The organism is Lysinibacillus sp. HST-98, from assembly GCF_016757845.1.
Lineage (GTDB): Bacteria > Bacillota > Bacilli > Bacillales_A > Planococcaceae > Lysinibacillus > Lysinibacillus capsici.
In genome coordinates, this window is record NZ_JAENHX010000013.1 from 20,171 (window position 1) to 37,080 (window position 16,910).

The window sequence follows — 16,910 nt, forward strand, 5'->3', positions numbered from 1 at the left end:
TTTAGCAGGATAAAATCTTTGCTCATATAAATTCTATTTCAAATATGGAGGCTACATCATGTTTTTAGCATTAAAAGAATTAAAATATGCGAAGTTCCGCTATTCTTCCTAAAGGCTCCTAACTTAGAAGATCCAACTACTATCGACAAAGCCGTAAAAGATGTTGAAACGGTTACAAAGAAAACAGCAATCAACGGTATGCCAGGTTATAAAGAAGAAAATGGCACTATTATGATGATGCTTGCTTTTTGTATCGTTATCTCTGCATTCATTATCGCTGTATTCTTCTATGTCATTACAATGCAAAAGACACAACAATTTGGTGTCATGAAAGCAATTGGCGCTAGTAATGGTTTCATCGGTAAAGCAATTGTTGCACAAGTAGCGATTCTATCAGTATTAGGTATCCTTATTGGTATAGTCCTAACTTACTTAACGGCTAAAATTTTACCAGAAGGTATGCCATTTGACTTAGAACCGACATTAATCATATCCTATGCGATTGTTTTATTAATTATTGCATTATTAAGTTCAATTGTTTCTGTACGTCAAATCGTTAAAATCGATCCATTAACAGCATTAGGGAGAGTGGAATAAATGGCCCTATTATCATTACAAAATGTTTCTAAAAGCTATAAAGAAGGCGCTAGCACTGTTCAAGCATTAAAACAAGCAACACTTGAAGTAGAAGCTGGGGAGCTAGTAGCCATTATCGGTCCATCAGGTTCAGGTAAAAGTACACTACTTTCCATTGCAGGCGCTCTATTACAGATGTCAGAGGGTACTGTAGAAATTAACGGCAGGAATATTATTGATCTTTCAGCAAAACAATTAGCAAGTTTCCGTTTAAAAGAGCTTGGTTTCATTTTACAAACATCAAACTTAGTACCTTACTTAAATGTACTTGATCAATTACTACTTGTGAAAAAAATGGGTGGTAAAGTGACAAAAGATGATAAAGAGTTTGCAAAGCAACTACTTACAGAGCTTGGCTTAAGTGATAAACTTAAAAAAATGCCGAATGAATTATCAGGAGGTGAGCGTCAACGTGTTGCGATTGCGCGCGCATTCATGAATAACTCAAAAGTGATTTTAGCCGATGAACCAACTGCTAGCCTTGACTCTAAACGGGCACTTGAGGTCGTAAAGCTTCTTGCCAAAGAAGCAAAAGAACGTAACAAAGCTGCCATAATGGTCACCCATGATGAACGAATGCTACAGTTCTGTGACCATGTATATCGTATGGAGGATGGCGTGCTCACGCAACAATCTTAATCCACACAAAATAAAGGCTGGGTATAAAACTCTAGCTTTCATCAAAAAGGACTAGTGCTTTGTGTCAGTAAAAGTGCGAGTCCTTTTCGTTATAGAGAGGAATTTTAAATGATTTTTATTGTTGTTTAGAAGGATGATCGTTTATCTGTCAAATTCATGATGATAACGATCAACCTAAGCTAGGAAAAACAGTTGATGATTATGCACGGTTATCAAGCCTCTTCAAAAACTGCTATACAGGTCATTTGGATGGAATGCTACAATAAAGACGAAGGATGCTCTGTATGTTTTAAAGCCTGATCTTGATGCCATAACGGAGTATGCAAGGCTGCATAATATAGGTGGATTTCATGCGTTTACGCTTGATACAGCAGAGAGCCGATACTTTTACCCACTCTATGGCATTGATGAGGAAGCTGCCACATATGGTGATATTAGTCAAACGAAAACGGCTCATAGAAGAGATGTAGAACCTATCAGTTAGAATTCGGAATCCTATGGAAGTTTAATAGTGACGCAAGTAAATTTCTAGATATGTAGTTTAATCTTTTACATTAAAAGGAGCTGATCCACTTTTATTCTACTTTTGCTATACTTTATGAAATTGAATAGTATAAGGAGGCTATAAAAGTGGATTGGAAGATAAAAAAGTTTGATGAGTTAACAGTAAAAGAACTATATGAGATACTGAAGGTTCGTGCGGAAGTTTTTATTGTAGAGCAAGAGTGTGTCTATCAGGATCTAGATACAAAAGACGAAAATGCTTATCATTTATTTGGTGAAGACCAAGGAGAGGTAGTTGGGTATTTAAGGATTCTTCCCAAAGGAATAGCATATCAAGAAGCAGCAATCGGCAGAGTGTTAACAAAGCAAACATACAGAAAAAAGGGATTGTCTCTGAAAATGGTTAAAAGAGCAATTGATTATATTCTAGAGGAGATTGGAGAAGACGCCATCCGCATTTCTGCGCAGGCATATTTGCTAAAATTCTATGAGGGCTTTGGATTTGAAACGACATCCGATGTTTATTTAGAAGATGGAATAGAACATATAGAAATGCTATATAAAAGGCTGTCGGTCGAATAATAATATGAATTTAATAACAAACAAGGCGTCTGATAGCATAAATTATCGGACGCCTTATTTAAAGTGGAGGATAAAATTGAAAAAGTAGCGGATAGAACGTTTAAAGTGAGGGATAGCCCTCAAATAGCAGGATAGAATTCTAAAAGTGGAGGATAAAACTAAAAAAGTAGCGGATAGAACGCTTAAAGTGAGGGATAGCCCCGCGAATTAGGAGGATAGCCTGTAAAGGGAAGGATTGCAACAATTGAGCGCTATCCGAGCATAAGGATGAGCGCTTCATTTTTTTTCTTGAACATTTAAGCCCTTAAACTAGTATTTAACCTTCAATCCTAGTAAGGAGGCAAAACCGATCGCTTGTTCAGTAGAGACTTCACACCCATGTAAACTTTCTGGAGTTACTTGAAGTCTTTTAAATTTACATGTACTGATGTCTATTCCTTTTAAGGAAGTTTGAGAGAAATCCACATCATTTAGATCACTTTCCTGAAACGCCACTTTATTTAGTAAACAATCATAAAAATTCGCACCTTGTAGGGAGGTACTATCAAATAGCACTTGTTTAAAGCGCACTTCAGGGAAATTGCATAAGTTTGCAAGACAATTTTCAAATGAAACATTGCCAAGGTTTGCTTCAGTTAAATTCAATCCTAATAATTTACAGTTTTTAAAGGTCACTCTATGAATGATGCCTTCACTTAAGTTGGCGTTAGATAAATCGCAGTTTTCAAAAACAACATCCGTTAAATCAATTTTTTGAAAGGTACAATCGATGAATGTGACATTTTTAAAGATAACATGAGAGACGATTAATCGTTCAACATCCTCGTGATCAATGACGGTATCCGTAATCATGCAATTTGTTAAATAGGGTTCCTCCTCATAAAAAATATCCTGAAAATTTGCCTTGTCAAGATTCGGAGGTATTTTTGGTGAGGTAAGTTGAAAATTGTATGACATATTAGCACACCCTTCAAATGTAAATAAAATTCTTCTAGTTAGTATAAGTGCAAATCTAAAATAAGAACACCGTCTATACGGTGCTCTTATCTGGTTTATACAACGGATTCACCATCTTACTAAAAACGGAAGCTAGTACCTGTTGAAACAGCATACCGAACACAACAGGCATGGCGACTTTACCTGGAAAGTACGTTGTGGCCACGATAACACCGACAGCAATATTTCTCATGCCACCAGTAAAAACAAAGGTTGCCATTTGAGGGCCATCTTTTAACAGGTATCGACCAATGAGGTAAGCAAATAGATAGCCTGATACTGCAAGCAAGAACACTAAAAGCACCACGAAGAAGAGATGTATGTTGATATCCTTTAAATAGGGAGCAATGGCGCTGCTATTAATCAGTATGACCGCAAATAAACATAGCTTTGAAAAAGGAGCAAGCTTTTTACCAATTTTCTGGGGGATGGCTCCTTTCGACAGTTCATTCACTAATATACCTAAAATTGTGGGTAAGACAATCATCCATAGTAAATTCAGAATCAGGGATGCCACATCCAACTCAATTTTTTCACCCGAAACGATATAGAGGATGAAGGGGAGGATGATGGGAGAAAGGAGGGTATCAATTAAAATAATCGATAAGCCTAACGGTAAGTTCCCTTTGCAAATATTGATCCAAATAACACTCGTTACGCCTGTTGGGAGTGCAACCGCTAAGACAAAACCAACAGTCAACAAATGGTCATCAAACAAAACGGTGGATAAGAAATATGCCCATAAAGGCATCAAGAGATGAAGAAAAAGGATGGAGAATAAAATGAGTATTGGATGCTTCATGAAAATTTTTACATCTTTAAATTTCATATGTAAGCTTCCTGAGAATGTCATAAAGGCAAATAGCCAGGAGACAAGGAATAATAAATGATGTCCAATGCTTTCTAAGAATACACCTACAATTAAGCTTAATGGGGTCAGGATCGCAATGTATTTTTGGAGAAATACATTCAGTTTTTCTAACATACAAAGACCTTCTTTTTTTATCTGATTTTATCATTTTATTATAATCGTAGGTAAATTTACCGTAAAAAAAAGCAGAAGATTTACTCCTGCTAAGAATTTACATGTTTTTTATCGGTTTCTTTAGTAAACGGCATCCATACGATGCCTACGATCAATAAAATATTACCTGTCCACCTAACCCATAAGTAATAAGGATGGTCTTTTAAAAAGTACAACGAGGCTAGGATAATAAGCATCCCAATACCAATCATCCATTTTAAATAAATCGGAGTTTTTGCCATTCTACTGCCTCCTTTCTGTCTTTTCATGAACATGTATCTATATCACTCTTTTTCCTATCCAATGCGCAGTAAAGACAATAGGGAAAAATAGTATGCCAAAAGGCAGGCTTAGCAAAACGATATGCCAAGTAAGGATGCCACTAGTAAACAAAGATTTAAATAAAATAATGCTATAAGGAATAATAATGATGGCTGATGTTATCGCTCCTGGTGTGATAGAACGAAATAATAGCGATTGTCCAATATGGGTAAAAGCATGGATAAAGAAAACAAGTGTGACAGCTGTGAAAAAATAAATAGTAAAAGCGATTCCGTTTAGAAAATAGTAGTTAGCCAGAATGGTAGAGAGACTGACAAACAAAAAGATAAATAATACAGCAACAGCAAATTGTGCGGTACTCATTGAAAATTGTTTTACCACTTTATCGGCTATTTTTTGGGGTAATCTTTCATACAGCTTATGACGATTCTTTTGAAACCATTTCTCTACCATAATAATTTCTTCAAAATCGTGGATAATAAATAAAATAGGAAACAACCAAATTAGTGTTTGTACATTCAACCATTCCATATGAATACCTCTCTCCTTATCACTATGCTGGAAGTGTTACTAAAAATACCATATTTATATAATATATGTTAATAATAACATATTAGAAAAAGTTGTAAGCTAAGATTCTTTTATTATTGAATCTAATTATTAAGAAATCGGGTATGAAACTGTTAGTGAAATCGATAAACGTAATAGACTAAACGAGGAGCCATTCACGTTATGAAGGAAAGCAAATTAAAATCGTCAAGTAGAAAGAGGCTGAGCGCTATTGTTAGCTAAAATTACGGGGAATTTTAAACGAGGTAACGAGAAATTGGCTAAACATCAAAAAGGGAATGAAGGTTAAAAAAGATTTATTGAGATAATAATTATGCAAAGCGAATAGTAACATATTGAATTGGTTTTTCCTTTTTAAGGCAGGCGTTAAGGGGGTTAGTACGATTATTTACTGTACGGTTCTCTTTTATAAAAATACAAGCACTTGCTTTGTCCAATGAGAAGAGGAGATAAATTAACGCACAATTAGCGGATTTGAATTTTTTGTTAATTATTAGCTCATTTTACCATTTAGCCGATAACCTATGATATTCTATATTAGAATAATAAATTAGGAGGCGGTAATATGTATTACAGCAATGGTAACTATGAAGCTTTCGCACGTCCTAAAAAACCTGAGGGAGTCGATGAAAAATCTGCTTATCTGATTGGCTCAGGTCTAGCCTCACTGTCAGCAGCATGTTTTTTAATTCGTGATGGCCAAATGAAAGGTGAGAACATTCATATTCTTGAAGAGTTAGATATTTCAGGAGGAAGTCTTGATGGTATACTTAATCCAACGAGAGGGTTTATTATTCGCGGTGGACGAGAAATGGAAGATCATTTTGAATGCTTATGGGATTTATTCCGTTCCATTCCTTCGTTAGAAGTAGAAAATGCTTCGGTTTTAGATGAATTTTACTGGCTTAATAAAGAGGATCCTAATTATTCAAAATGTCGATTAATGAAGGATAGAGGCCAAAGACTAGAGGATGATGGCAAGTTCACCTTATCAGACAAATCCTCAGAAGAAATGATTAAATTATTCTTTACGCCTGAGGAACAATTAGAGGATAAAAAAATCACAGATGTTTTCTCTGAAGAATTTTTTGAATCGAATTTTTGGCTCTATTGGTCCACAATGTTTGCGTTTGAAAAATGGCATTCTGCGATGGAAATGCGTCGTTATATTATGCGCTTCATTCATCATATTGGCGGATTACCAGATTTATCGGCCTTGAAATTTACAAAGTATAATCAGTATGAATCGCTCGTGCTTCCAATAATTAAATACTTAGAAAGTCATAATGTTGATTTCCAATATAATACGGTAGTAGAAAATGTTTTAGTTGATAGGGTAGGAGACAAAAAAGTAGCTCATACATTGGTGTTACGAAAAGACGGTGTGAAAAAGAATATTGAACTAACAGAAAATGAGTTCGTGTTTGTGACAAATGGTAGTATTACAGAAAGTACAACATACGGGGATAATAATACGCCAGCCCCTATCAATAAAGATTTAGGTGGCAGCTGGTCCCTGTGGAAAAATATCGCTGCCCAAGGTGAAGAATTTGGTCGACCAGAAAAGTTCTGCGATAATCTGCCAGAGGAAAGCTGGTTTGTTTCCGCTACCCTGACAACATTAGATGATCGAGTGGCTCCGTATATTGAAAAAATCAGTAAAAGAGACCCATACGCTGGTAAGGTCGTAACAGGAGGAATTGTCACAGCTACCGATTCTAATTGGATGCTAAGCTATACATTGAACCGACAACCTCACTTTAAAAATCAACCAAAGGACCAATTAGTTGTTTGGATTTATGGCTTACTATCAAACAAGCCAGGTGATTTTATTAAAAAAAGTATTACGGAATGTACAGGCATTGAAATTGCACAAGAGTGGTTATACCATATGGGTGTACCAGTGGATGAAATTCCAGACATTGCACAAAATTCTTGCAATACGATACCATGCTATATGCCTTACATCACCTCTTATTTCATGCCAAGAGCAATGGGTGATCGTCCACTTGTTGTGCCAGAAGGGTCTGCTAATTTAGCCTTTATTGGCAACTTCAGTGAAACAGCAAGAGACACTGTCTTTACTACGGAATATTCCGTAAGAACGGCGATGGAGGCAGTCTATCAACTATTAAGGATTGACCGAGGTGTGCCAGAGGTGTTTGCGTCTGCCTTTGATGTTCGCACATTATTAGCATCGACGGCTCGTTTGCTGGATGGTAAAAAACTAACAGATATTGAAGCACCATTTATCTTAAAGCAAATCGGTAAATTGGGTATTCATAAAACAAAGGATACAATCATTTATGATTTACTGAAAGAAAGTAAACTAATATAGTGTTGAAAAATAGACAAAGCAGTTTGAGGGGCTTTGTCTATTTTTTTACAGCCAATCCTTTACATAGGCAAGTAAACCGATAAACGCACCTAATCCCATGCCAATAAAGACAGGCACGACGAGGTTGGCTTTCTTTTGTACGGTTTTCATTTCTTCCATTGAAATCCCTTCTTTCTCATCACATACTTAAAATTCTAAGCGCATTGTCTGGTTTGTATCCTTGAACCCGTGTTTTTCATATAAGGATTTAGCGCCTTTATTTTCAGTCAATACATTTAACTCCAAATAGTCCAAGTGACGATAGGCTGCCCATTTTTTTGCTTCATCTAATAAAGCAGAGCCAATTCCTTTATTTTGGTAATGCTTGCCAACAATCACATCCACAATAAAAGCATATTTGTGTTCAACCAAGCAAGTATAGGGTGGGGTCGTTGTTTCTTGAATTAGCAAAAAGCCTACTACTTCGTTCTCGAATGTTGCGATTAAAATATCTGAATCATCTTCAATGATCGTAAACCTGATAAAGTTGGCATCTTGTTTGGCAGGTTTGATATATTTAGGTTGAAGAATCGACATCTCAAAAAAAAGCTCTTGGTATAAACGCTCAATTTGCGGAATTTCATCGAGCGTTGCAGTTTTTATTTCCATACTATCCCTCCGTCAGTTTTAGCATCATAGTAAGTAATATTTTACATTAATGGTTGATTAATAGAAAGGGGAAGGCACATGAGGTTATGGCATATAGATTTAATTGCGTATCTACCAAAGGGACAACTATTGTCGCAGTGGAGAGAGCTAAATAGCATATTTGCGAAAGAGGATCAGCATATACTGATTAATTATATATACGAATACCCGAAAGAAGACTTGTATTTGTATACTGAAAAAGTCATGGATGAAATGAAGAAGCGGGGTTACCAAATTCGAACCTTCGAAAAAAAGAATAACTACTTTAAGGGTTTAGGCCCAGTAAAGGATAGGAGACCCTTTCAACAGCATCATAATCAGGAATATCTTGAAATATGTTTTTATAATTTAAAGGAGAAATTTATAAGAGGCCAGAAGGATTATGAAGAGGAAATGTATCAGCAATTATGCGCATATATAAATAACGTGCTTTAACTAGGAGGGGTATACATGTTAAGAGCGATTATATTTGATGTAGATGGAACGATTTTGGATACAGAGCAAGCGATTTTACAGTCATTGCAAAGAACCTTACGAAAAGAAACACAAAAGGATTATCCCTTTGAGGCATTACGATTTGCTTTAGGCATCCCAGGAAAAGATGCATTGCAGAGGCTCAACGTGGATGACATAGAGGCTGTGCATCAGAAATGGTCTGCGGCTGTGCTGGATTTTTCACATGAAGTGGCTGTTTTCGAAAGTCTAGAGGACGTTATTCAGCACCTTGCAACAAAGCCGCTACAATTGGGTATTGTCACTTCTAAAACAGCGCAAGAGGTAGTGGATGAGTTTGAGCCGTTTGGGTTAAGTGAGTATTTCCAGCATATTGTAAGTGCCAGTGATACGGAAAAGCATAAACCAAACCCAGAGCCGCTGTTAAAATGTCTGGACGCATTACAGGTAGCACCAGAAGAGGCCATCTATATCGGTGATTCTATCTATGATTTCCAATGCGCAAAGCAAGCAGGCGCCAAATTTGCCCTTGCCCATTGGGGAGCTAAATCCACCATTGGCTTTGAGGAGGCAGATTACGTTTTTTATGAGCCAAAGGATATTTTAGCAATCGTTAAGTAGCATGAAAAATAGAAGATGGTGTCCTATATTTCACACCATCTTTGCCTATGAGGAAGGTAAATAGTTAAAAAGGTTAAGACAGTTAAATTCCCAATATCTACAATCACATGGGATAAGATATTGAACGTAAATAAATGGCTCACCTGATATGGATAAGTACAGTCGCTTCATAAGAATGTGAAAACTTAATGAAAGAACATGGAGTTGCGTAGGCAGCTCTTTTTTTCTTTCTTGAGTAGTGGCATCAAAAAATTTATAAGAAAAATAATTGACACTCGAACTACTCGGTGCTACTATGTAGTTGTAATAAGTATTACTTAATAGCTCTCAAAAGCGAAAAAAATTTACCTAAGTACTAAGTTATACAGAATAGTGAAGCAAAAAAGAGGTGGTTCTGCATATGGAAAATTTAACGGAGATGCTGAAGGGGTCTTTGGAAGGCTGCGTACTGGAAATCATTAGCCGTCATGAAACCTATGGATACGAAATTACCCGACGCCTGAACGAGTTAGGGTTCACTGAAGTCGTGGAAGGGACGGTCTACACCATCCTCGTGCGTTTAGAGAAAAAAAAACTGGTGAATATTCAAAAGAAACCATCAGATATGGGACCGCCCCGCAAGTTTTACTCACTTAATGAGGCTGGACGTGACGAACTAAAATTATTTTGGGAAAAATGGGATTTTATCTCGTCAAAAATCAATGCGCTTAAGTCTTTTTAGTTTCATATGATAATGCGTCTGATCTTTAGCTTGATAATACAAAGGAGGAAAATAACGTGATCGAATTGTTCAAAAAAATGATGGGTGATAAAAAAGAGTACAAGATGATGATGGCACGGGTCGAACAGCTGCCAGAGGATTACCAGTTTGTATTTAAAAAAATTCAAAACTACATGTGGAATTTCACAGTGGGCAATGGGATGGATATGCTGCACATGCAATATGAATTGATCGAGTTGTTCGAAGCTGGGGCAGCGGAAGGCAGACAAGTGCTGGCAATCACTGGCGAAGATGTAGCGTCTTTTGCTGATGAGCTAGTGGCAAACGCAAAAACCTATATCGCCAAGTACCGTGAAGATTTAAACCAAAGCATTTTGAATCGATTAGGAAAAAAATAAATGGATCAGTAATACCGACTGAATAGCTACTTTCATTGTTGCCTTCGCTATTCAGTTTTAATTTCATACGGTACTAAGTTATACAGGTTATCAGTTAGACTTAGTAGTTAAGAAAGGGCAATCTACTCTGCAAAGAAATTTTTAATAAGGGAGGAAAAAGGATGAGCAAAAATGCGATTTCTGTAAAAGGGTTAAAAAAATCTTTTAAAGAAAAGGAAGTTTTAAAGGGAGTGGATTTTGAGGTGCGGCGTGGCGAAATTTTCGCATTGTTAGGCTCAAATGGAGCAGGAAAAACGACGATAATCAATATTCTCTCCACACTGATGAAGGCTGATGGTGGCAAAGTAGCGATTTGCGGTTTTGATGTCCAGCACCAACCAGATCATGTTCGTCAGAGCATCAGCCTGACAGGGCAGTTCGCCACTTTAGACGGTATGCTCACAGGGCGGGAAAACCTGATTATGATTGCCAAGTTGCGAGGGGTTTCCAATCCCGCTCAAACCGCAGACAATCTACTCGCAAGATTCAGCCTGACAGATGCGGGCAATCGTCGAGCAGACAATTTTTCTGGCGGGATGCGGCGCCGACTTGACATCGCCATGAGCATAATTGGGACGCCAGCAGTTATTTTTCTAGACGAACCAACGACAGGGCTTGACCCTGAAGCACGAATGGAAGTCTGGGAAACAGTCAAGGAGCTTGCAGATGGTGGCACGACCATTTTGCTAACGACCCAATACCTGGAGGAAGCCGAACAGCTGGCGGATCGTATTGCCATCCTACATGAAGGAAAAATGATAACGACTGGTACTCTGATAGAACTTAAAGAGATGTTCCCGCCAGCAAAAGTAGAGTACATTGAGAAGCAGCCAACATTGGAGGACATTTTCCTCGCCATCATTGGTAAAAAGGAGGAGATTTAAATGAAGAGTAAAACAGGGGTATTGCTAGGGCGTTTAATGCGTAACATTATGCGCAGCCCTGATACAATAATCACGGTGGCGATTACGCCAATTATCATGATGCTACTATTTGTCTACGTATTTGGTGGCGCAATAGACACAGGTACAGCCAACTACGTTAATTATTTATTGCCAGGAATCTTATTGATGGCCATTGCATCGGGCTGCGCTTACACTTCCGCGCGGCTGTTTACAGATAGAAAGAGTGGGCTGATGGCACGTTTTATCGCCATGCCCATCAAGCGCTCGTCTGTATTGTGGGCTCATGTGTTGGCCTCGCTTATTTCCAACGCGCTTACTGTTGTAGTCGTTATCCTTGTTGCGTTCTTGATGGGTTTCCGTTCTAGTACGGATCTCTTGGATTGGTTTGCGGTAGCTGGCATACTAGGGCTGTTTACACTTGCACTGACATGGTTGGCAGTCATTCCTGGATTAGCAGCAGGGTCTATGGAGGGGGCAACAGCCTACTCATACCCGCTGATTTTCCTACCCTTTATCAGTTCGGCCTTTGTTCCCACGGAAACCATGCCTACAATTATCCGTGCGTTTGCTGAGAACCAGCCCGTTACCTCAATCGTCAATGCAATTCGCGCCCTCTTATATGAAGGCTCTGTTAGTAATGATATCTGGCCCGCTCTTATGTGGTGCATCGGCATCATAGTCATCGCATATTTTTTCGCCATTAAACAATTTAAACGCCAGTTAGGCTAAATTCGTCATTATCAAATAAGCCATACGACCAAGTCGATTTCTTATTGTATAGGAAATCGACTTGTTCTTCCTTCTATTCAATTTATAGAGATAAAGACAATGCTAATTTCGAAAATGATTTCGTGCTAGCAGGGTAGCTGACTGATATTCAGAAGGCAACTCGTCCTCAAAATAAATCGCTTCTACTGGACAAACTAATTCACAAGCGCCACAATCAATGCAAAGGTCTGGATCAATTACATATTGGGTATCTGTCATAACAATGCAATTTACTGGACAAACATCCAAACAGATAGCCGCTTTTTCATCCCTGCATAATTCTGTAATTACAAATGCCATTATAAATCCTCCTATACAGACAACTGGTGTTTTAATTCTTCGGGTGAGTGTTTCCAATACGCTTCATTAAATTCAGATAAAAACTGATAAAGTAGTTTTTTTGAATGGCTATCCATATGCTGCAAGAGAAATTTCCCTTTCAGTGCCTTATCTAAATAATTTACTTGCTCTGGCAAAGATTTATAGCCAAGCTTAATACGGCGTTCTTCCTTTGATACCCGTACTTCACTTGCGGTACATCCCGCATAATAGGGGCCATTTTGATTAACCTGAATCGCTACCCAAACTATCCAATAACGATAATAATCGCTGCTAGCATGGGCTAGGTCAGGGGAAAAACGAACTTTTTTTTCAATTTTACTTCGTCCGTGTAAGGCGTCTAAATCTATAAACACGTGCTCTTTTTCACAATCTATAATAATTGACGTTACATTATTTAGATCAAGGGTACCTACTCCGTAACCTCCATCTCCGTCAGTTGAATCGTTACTTAAAATTGTAAAGTGCATTTTCTCTTTCATAGAAGTCACCTCGACACATTTGTATTTCCTTATTAATAAATAGTTAATCGGTCTGAACATACAGTTTTGCTCATAGCAAAAATCACATAAAAAAAACATCACTGTACGTTATGTTGTACAAGATGTTCTACCTGTTGGTAATTTTTCAAGTACAAATCTAACAAACACATTACGTATAGTTTTTATAAATTAAGATACTTGAACGTTTTAGTAGTAATTTTTTTCTATACGTAATGGTTGTCTAGGATTTTTCCTAATACTTTTATCGTTAAAAAGTATAAATACAATATACCGTCTAACATCAATGATTGTCTTCAGACTAATGTCTGAAATGTTATGTATTGGAAATTTGACGATAATACAGTGATTAGACCTTTAATTAACGGAACGTGGTTGCTATCAATTTTGCCCTTTCTTTTTAATTGGTAGAAAGCAAGCAGCTGAAAAAGGGACAAAGACTCCTGTGTTGAAAAACAGCTTTTTTTCTATAAAGGAAAATAAAATTGCTTGTTGTTGTAACAACAATAGTGTACGATACATAGTATGAGTTATACAGTGTATGTCATATAGTAAGTAAGTGAAATAGAGGTGAGTGAATGAGTACGCTACTGAATTCATTAATGACAGAACTTAGGAGAGGAACACTGACATTAGCAGTTTTAAGCCAATTACGAACACCGCAGTATGGATATTCACTTGTTCAATTATTAGAAGATTCGGGCATTAACATCGATCAAAGTACCTTATATCCATTGCTTCGCCGTTTAGAAAAACAAGAGTTAGTGACAAGTAGCTGGGATACCTCTGAGAGTAGACCCCGCAAGTATTATGTATTAAGTGAATATGGATTAGACGTCTTTTTGCAATTGAAACGAGAATGGATTAATAATTCAAAAGAACTTTATGAGCTACTAAAAGGAGATGAGGATAGAGATGAATCTGACTGAAATTTATATTCAAGAAGTCACGCGGAGGCTGCCTGAAAAAAATCGTGAGGATATTGCACTTGAGTTACAATCAACCATTGGGGATATGCTGCCTGATGATTACAATGAGCATGATGTAAAGGAAGTGCTGGAAAAGTTAGGGAATCCAGCGGCGTTAGCGAGTGGTTATCGTGATCAACCAATGCATTTAATTGGCCCTCGCTATTTTGATGTATACCTCTCGCTACTAAAAATGATTATTCCCATTGCCGCTGTTATTGCGGTCATCTCCCTGATTGCTGAATATTTTATTGGATTTGGTGGGGAAGAAGCAGTTATGAATGTTGTCCTCAATATGATGGGTGCAGGAATATGGAGAATCATTGAAGTAGGCATACATGTCTTTTTCTGGCTAACACTTGTATTCGTTATTTTGGAACGAACAGATAAAGGAAAAGAGCAGCATCCATTATCAGCAAGTCTTAAAAAATGGACTCCTGAGGATTTGAAAACTGTCATTTATATTCCAAAGAAAAAAGCAATTCCCAAGCTTGAAGTATTTGGCCATTTAATGTGGACGGCCATTTGGGCAACACTATATTTTTATGCAAATCATCTTTTAGGTATATATGAAGGTGGTGGAGAGGGTCTCAAGTTCGTAACCCCAGCTTTAAATCAGGATGTTTTACTTCGTTATTGGCCCATTGTGATCGTTGTCATTGCTCTCGAAATTGGGTTAGCTCTCTACAAACTACTGAAAGGGCAATGGACGAAGAAGGTGGCAATCTTTAATACAATTGTGGAGCTTTTCGTAACCGTTGTATTCATTGTGATAGTAAGTAATCCGAATTTAATGAACCAAGAAAGTATCGCATACATGAGTAATTTATTTACCACATCTACTAAGCAATTTGAAATATGGCTAATTGGCGGCATAATCATTATATTTATTGTATCTGCGGCAATCAGTATATTCGACGGCTTCCGCAAGGCTCGAATTCGTTAATTCATCGTTGTTTAGCATTCAATTAGCACGCAACCATGGATACTTTACTTAAAGATGGCCTCCATATAGAGCCATCTTTTTCTTTTGAAATCTATGTAGGATGAAGTGAAATGACATAAATAAACAGTGGGGGAATTAAAATGGATTTACTAATTGGAATAGCAATTGTACTAATTGTGTTTTTCTCTTCAAGCATAATAGAGAGAAAGTTAAAATCGATTGAAAGGCAAAACAATCGCATAATAGAAATACTAGAAGAAATAAGAGATAGGAAATAAATAGAGTCGTCTACGAACAGCGAAGTTTAGTATAACGATGAAATACCCATCAAAGTAAGACACAAAATCTAGCTTTGACGGGGTGCTTTTATGATTACATCTACCATAGATGAAAAAAAATGCACGACATTCAATAAAGGGACAAGTCTATGATTTTAATGGGAAGGTATTATTCAGGCAGATATTTATACGTTTTGAGATGTGTGTGATGAATCAATTTAACATCTGGTCCTGAAGAAATTTCATAGGTCATTCGATCCTTTCCAATAGGAATCCATTGTCCGCCATCGGTAGGTTCAATTTCAAATGTAATTTGCATTTGAAAGCCTCGGAAATGGTTTCTTTTTGTATCAATCACTTCAATTTTCCAAGGCGTAATATGAGGGGAAACATCCTTTCTAATCGTTGAATAATAATTGGTCAAATCTTCTTCAATATAAGGAGTAAGTAAAAGCATGAGCATATCCTGCAATCTCAGCTCGTCAGAATCCTGGGTTGGTTCAGCTGTTGAAGCGGGTATTGTTTGAAATGAAGTAATTAGTACAAGGGAGAATATAAAAAACAGTAAAATCTTTTTCATTTTCTTCCAAACACCTCTTTGTGATCTTTCCCTAATGCATTGTATTGTTACCTTTTTGGAATGAAGTATGTATGATCGAATTAAAGGTGTTCGAGTATAGGTTATACAAACAATTGAAGATATTTTCTGACATGTCGATTGGCAAAAATAAGCTGCGATACGGTTCATCATATTAAATGGTGTGGAATCAATCATTTTGCCTTGCTATATTTTGATCAACATAGGTATTCGATAAAAAATTTTAAAATAACTTCTAACATAAATCTACGTCCCATCATTATGTATTGGAGGGCGAGGAAGTGTGCAATAGGCAAAAAATAGAAGGGGCACGGATGGAAGTGCCCCTTAGTAACAAATCGGGAGGTGCCATGTTAAACGAATTCGCTTAACACTACTTCTATTTATATGATAATAATACTTGGTTTTATAGACCATCAACTTGCATATGCTAAAATTTACACGTCGTAGCGGAGAATGGCTGTTATCCAGTCCTTTACTAATAGTTCCCATTGTAGCTGTGAACTGTCTAAGGGAAGAGAGAGACTTTGCAGCTCTTTAGGGAGCAAGTGTATTTTATGACGTATTATTTCATTGTCAGGTGATTCTGTATCAATAAATAAAAGATAGCGTCCGATTAAATCTTCCTTATACATAGATGGATAATCAAGGGCTTTTAATACACGTGTAGAAAATTCCACACCATTTAGGTTTACTTCAAAATGTCCCCGCACATTAAATTCACAGCGAATATGTGTACCAGGTAATCGATATAGCGCTTGTAGGAAAGCAGCTAATGTTCTTTCACTAATGAAATAGGTTTTCCAATAGTATTGACTTTCTTCATGTTTACTTGAATTAGCATCATATGTATCGTACCTTATTTCGATTGTTGTTTCTGCTTCGTTAGATTTTTTCCTAGTGAGGTAGTGCCGTGCAATTTTTTTAATGGTGTGATGATCTAAGTCACATCCATAGCTCAGAATAGTTACTTGTCTACGTTGTGCTTTGGCGAATAACCGCATTTCTAAATTTGCATCACTATTTAGATCCCAGCCATAGCGTGGGTTGTAATGAATACATGTACTTTTGTTCATTGCGACCTCCTTTTTCCCATGTCTACTACCATTATAAATAAT

The 16,910-nt window shown here is 37.1% G+C and carries 21 protein-coding genes and 1 pseudogene; 13 read left to right on the forward strand and 9 right to left on the reverse strand.

Annotated elements, in window-relative coordinates; translation table 11 throughout:
• Positions 1–93: 93 nt before the first annotated feature.
• From JIN86_RS21345 to JIN86_RS21355, 3 genes and pseudogenes are all read left to right on the forward strand, one after another.
• A pseudogene (locus JIN86_RS21345) lies at positions 94–597 on the forward strand (ABC transporter permease); the annotation flags it as partial.
• Positions 598–1,275: an ABC transporter ATP-binding protein gene (locus JIN86_RS21350; protein WP_202342808.1), complete on the forward strand. Its 678-nt coding sequence runs from the start codon at positions 598–600 to the stop codon at positions 1,273–1,275.
• A gap of 630 nt (positions 1,276–1,905) precedes the next feature.
• The gene (locus JIN86_RS21355; RefSeq protein ID WP_202342809.1) at positions 1,906–2,361 is read left to right on the forward strand and encodes a GNAT family N-acetyltransferase; all 456 of its coding nucleotides are present in this window, start codon (positions 1,906–1,908) and stop codon (positions 2,359–2,361) included.
• A 309-nt stretch (positions 2,362–2,670) separates the two neighbouring features.
• On the opposite strand, the gene JIN86_RS21360 is transcribed toward JIN86_RS21355, so the two are convergent.
• The 4 genes from JIN86_RS21360 to JIN86_RS21375 form a co-directional block, all read right to left on the reverse strand.
• Positions 2,671–3,318: a pentapeptide repeat-containing protein gene (locus JIN86_RS21360; protein WP_202342810.1), complete on the reverse strand. Its 648-nt coding sequence runs from the start codon at positions 3,316–3,318 to the stop codon at positions 2,671–2,673.
• A 73-nt stretch (positions 3,319–3,391) separates the two neighbouring features.
• Entirely contained in the window at positions 3,392–4,342 is a 951-nt protein-coding gene (locus JIN86_RS21365; RefSeq protein WP_202342811.1) for a bile acid:sodium symporter family protein, read from the reverse strand.
• Positions 4,343–4,431: 89 nt separating this feature from the next.
• Positions 4,432–4,623: a hypothetical protein gene (locus JIN86_RS21370; protein ID WP_009371097.1), complete on the reverse strand. Its 192-nt coding sequence runs from the start codon at positions 4,621–4,623 to the stop codon at positions 4,432–4,434.
• Between the two features lie 37 nt (positions 4,624–4,660).
• Positions 4,661–5,194, reverse strand: coding sequence for an HXXEE domain-containing protein (locus JIN86_RS21375; RefSeq protein WP_202342812.1), 534 nt, complete (start codon positions 5,192–5,194; stop codon positions 4,661–4,663).
• Between the two features lie 604 nt (positions 5,195–5,798).
• Here JIN86_RS21375 and JIN86_RS21380 point away from each other — a divergent pair.
• Positions 5,799–7,571 carry an oleate hydratase gene (locus JIN86_RS21380; protein WP_202342813.1) on the forward strand — a complete coding sequence of 591 codons (1,773 nt, stop codon included), beginning with the start codon at positions 5,799–5,801 and terminating at the stop codon, positions 7,569–7,571.
• A gap of 186 nt (positions 7,572–7,757) precedes the next feature.
• On the opposite strand, the gene JIN86_RS21385 is transcribed toward JIN86_RS21380, so the two are convergent.
• A complete protein-coding gene (locus JIN86_RS21385; protein ID WP_004228553.1) occupies positions 7,758–8,219 on the reverse strand; it encodes a GNAT family N-acetyltransferase in 462 nt (153 codons plus the stop codon).
• Between the two features lie 78 nt (positions 8,220–8,297).
• On the opposite strand from JIN86_RS21385, the gene JIN86_RS21390 reads away from it, so the two are divergent.
• The 6 genes from JIN86_RS21390 to JIN86_RS21415 all read left to right on the forward strand — a co-directional run bounded on the left by JIN86_RS21390 (position 8,298) and on the right by JIN86_RS21415 (position 12,124).
• Positions 8,298–8,693 carry a pyrimidine dimer DNA glycosylase/endonuclease V gene (locus tag JIN86_RS21390; protein WP_004228549.1) on the forward strand — a complete coding sequence of 132 codons (396 nt, stop codon included), beginning with the start codon at positions 8,298–8,300 and terminating at the stop codon, positions 8,691–8,693.
• A 15-nt stretch (positions 8,694–8,708) separates the two neighbouring features.
• Complete coding sequence (locus JIN86_RS21395) at positions 8,709–9,332, forward strand: HAD family hydrolase (protein ID WP_202342814.1); 624 nt, start codon at positions 8,709–8,711, stop codon at positions 9,330–9,332.
• Positions 9,333–9,732: 400 nt separating this feature from the next.
• Positions 9,733–10,053, forward strand: coding sequence for a PadR family transcriptional regulator (locus JIN86_RS21400; protein ID WP_004228545.1), 321 nt, complete (start codon positions 9,733–9,735; stop codon positions 10,051–10,053).
• A gap of 56 nt (positions 10,054–10,109) precedes the next feature.
• The gene (locus tag JIN86_RS21405; RefSeq protein ID WP_004228543.1) at positions 10,110–10,451 is read left to right on the forward strand and encodes a DUF1048 domain-containing protein; all 342 of its coding nucleotides are present in this window, start codon (positions 10,110–10,112) and stop codon (positions 10,449–10,451) included.
• A 161-nt stretch (positions 10,452–10,612) separates the two neighbouring features.
• Positions 10,613–11,374: an ABC transporter ATP-binding protein gene (locus JIN86_RS21410; protein ID WP_004228541.1), complete on the forward strand. Its 762-nt coding sequence runs from the start codon at positions 10,613–10,615 to the stop codon at positions 11,372–11,374.
• Positions 11,375–12,124: an ABC transporter permease gene (locus tag JIN86_RS21415; protein ID WP_202342815.1), complete on the forward strand. Its 750-nt coding sequence runs from the start codon at positions 11,375–11,377 to the stop codon at positions 12,122–12,124. It abuts the gene before it with no gap.
• A gap of 102 nt (positions 12,125–12,226) precedes the next feature.
• Here JIN86_RS21415 and JIN86_RS21420 read toward each other — a convergent pair whose 3' ends face one another.
• Together JIN86_RS21420 and JIN86_RS21425 are read right to left on the reverse strand one after the other, a co-directional pair.
• Positions 12,227–12,463, reverse strand: coding sequence for a DUF362 domain-containing protein (locus tag JIN86_RS21420; RefSeq protein ID WP_009371104.1), 237 nt, complete (start codon positions 12,461–12,463; stop codon positions 12,227–12,229).
• Between the two features lie 11 nt (positions 12,464–12,474).
• The gene (locus tag JIN86_RS21425) at positions 12,475–12,984 is read right to left on the reverse strand and encodes a YwhD family protein (protein WP_202342816.1); all 510 of its coding nucleotides are present in this window, start codon (positions 12,982–12,984) and stop codon (positions 12,475–12,477) included.
• A 596-nt stretch (positions 12,985–13,580) separates the two neighbouring features.
• Here JIN86_RS21425 and JIN86_RS21430 point away from each other — a divergent pair.
• From JIN86_RS21430 to JIN86_RS21440, 3 genes are all read left to right on the forward strand, one after another.
• Positions 13,581–13,931, forward strand: a complete 351-nt coding sequence (locus tag JIN86_RS21430) for a PadR family transcriptional regulator (protein WP_004228532.1) — start codon at positions 13,581–13,583, stop codon at positions 13,929–13,931.
• Positions 13,918–14,916 (forward strand): HAAS signaling domain-containing protein, encoded by a 999-nt coding sequence (locus tag JIN86_RS21435; RefSeq protein ID WP_202342817.1) that lies wholly within the window; start codon positions 13,918–13,920, stop codon positions 14,914–14,916. The genes JIN86_RS21430 and JIN86_RS21435 overlap by 14 nt, the downstream gene beginning before the upstream one ends.
• A gap of 140 nt (positions 14,917–15,056) precedes the next feature.
• A complete protein-coding gene (locus JIN86_RS21440; protein ID WP_004228528.1) occupies positions 15,057–15,194 on the forward strand; it encodes a hypothetical protein in 138 nt (45 codons plus the stop codon).
• Positions 15,195–15,363: 169 nt separating this feature from the next.
• Here the strand turns inward: JIN86_RS21440 and JIN86_RS21445 are convergent, their stop codons facing one another.
• Complete coding sequence (locus tag JIN86_RS21445; RefSeq protein ID WP_202342818.1) at positions 15,364–15,774, reverse strand: DUF3888 domain-containing protein; 411 nt, start codon at positions 15,772–15,774, stop codon at positions 15,364–15,366.
• A gap of 455 nt (positions 15,775–16,229) precedes the next feature.
• Entirely contained in the window at positions 16,230–16,868 is a 639-nt protein-coding gene (locus tag JIN86_RS21450) for a hypothetical protein (protein WP_202342819.1), read from the reverse strand.
• Positions 16,869–16,910: the final 42 nt, after the last annotated feature.

Excerpts from the sequence above, each read along its gene's own strand:
- JIN86_RS21350 (WP_202342808.1), top strand. The coding sequence starts at position 598 with ATGGCCCTATTATCATTACAAAATGTTTCTAAAAGCTATAAAGAAGGC.
- JIN86_RS21360 (WP_202342810.1), bottom strand. The coding sequence starts at position 3,318 with ATGTCATACAATTTTCAACTTACCTCACCAAAAATACCTCCGAATCTT.
- JIN86_RS21365 (WP_202342811.1), bottom strand. The coding sequence starts at position 4,342 with ATGTTAGAAAAACTGAATGTATTTCTCCAAAAATACATTGCGATCCTG.
- JIN86_RS21370 (WP_009371097.1), bottom strand. The coding sequence starts at position 4,623 with ATGGCAAAAACTCCGATTTATTTAAAATGGATGATTGGTATTGGGATG.
- JIN86_RS21375 (WP_202342812.1), bottom strand. The coding sequence starts at position 5,194 with ATGGAATGGTTGAATGTACAAACACTAATTTGGTTGTTTCCTATTTTA.
- JIN86_RS21380 (WP_202342813.1), top strand. The coding sequence starts at position 5,799 with ATGTATTACAGCAATGGTAACTATGAAGCTTTCGCACGTCCTAAAAAA.
- JIN86_RS21385 (WP_004228553.1), bottom strand. The coding sequence starts at position 8,219 with ATGGAAATAAAAACTGCAACGCTCGATGAAATTCCGCAAATTGAGCGT.
- JIN86_RS21390 (WP_004228549.1), top strand. The coding sequence starts at position 8,298 with ATGAGGTTATGGCATATAGATTTAATTGCGTATCTACCAAAGGGACAA.
- JIN86_RS21395 (WP_202342814.1), top strand. The coding sequence starts at position 8,709 with ATGTTAAGAGCGATTATATTTGATGTAGATGGAACGATTTTGGATACA.
- JIN86_RS21400 (WP_004228545.1), top strand. The coding sequence starts at position 9,733 with ATGGAAAATTTAACGGAGATGCTGAAGGGGTCTTTGGAAGGCTGCGTA.
- JIN86_RS21410 (WP_004228541.1), top strand. The coding sequence starts at position 10,613 with ATGAGCAAAAATGCGATTTCTGTAAAAGGGTTAAAAAAATCTTTTAAA.
- JIN86_RS21415 (WP_202342815.1), top strand. The coding sequence starts at position 11,375 with ATGAAGAGTAAAACAGGGGTATTGCTAGGGCGTTTAATGCGTAACATT.
- JIN86_RS21420 (WP_009371104.1), bottom strand. The coding sequence starts at position 12,463 with ATGGCATTTGTAATTACAGAATTATGCAGGGATGAAAAAGCGGCTATC.
- JIN86_RS21425 (WP_202342816.1), bottom strand. The coding sequence starts at position 12,984 with ATGAAAGAGAAAATGCACTTTACAATTTTAAGTAACGATTCAACTGAC.
- JIN86_RS21430 (WP_004228532.1), top strand. The coding sequence starts at position 13,581 with ATGAGTACGCTACTGAATTCATTAATGACAGAACTTAGGAGAGGAACA.
- JIN86_RS21435 (WP_202342817.1), top strand. The coding sequence starts at position 13,918 with ATGAATCTGACTGAAATTTATATTCAAGAAGTCACGCGGAGGCTGCCT.
- JIN86_RS21440 (WP_004228528.1), top strand. The coding sequence starts at position 15,057 with ATGGATTTACTAATTGGAATAGCAATTGTACTAATTGTGTTTTTCTCT.
- JIN86_RS21445 (WP_202342818.1), bottom strand. The coding sequence starts at position 15,774 with ATGAAAAAGATTTTACTGTTTTTTATATTCTCCCTTGTACTAATTACT.
- JIN86_RS21450 (WP_202342819.1), bottom strand. The coding sequence starts at position 16,868 with ATGAACAAAAGTACATGTATTCATTACAACCCACGCTATGGCTGGGAT.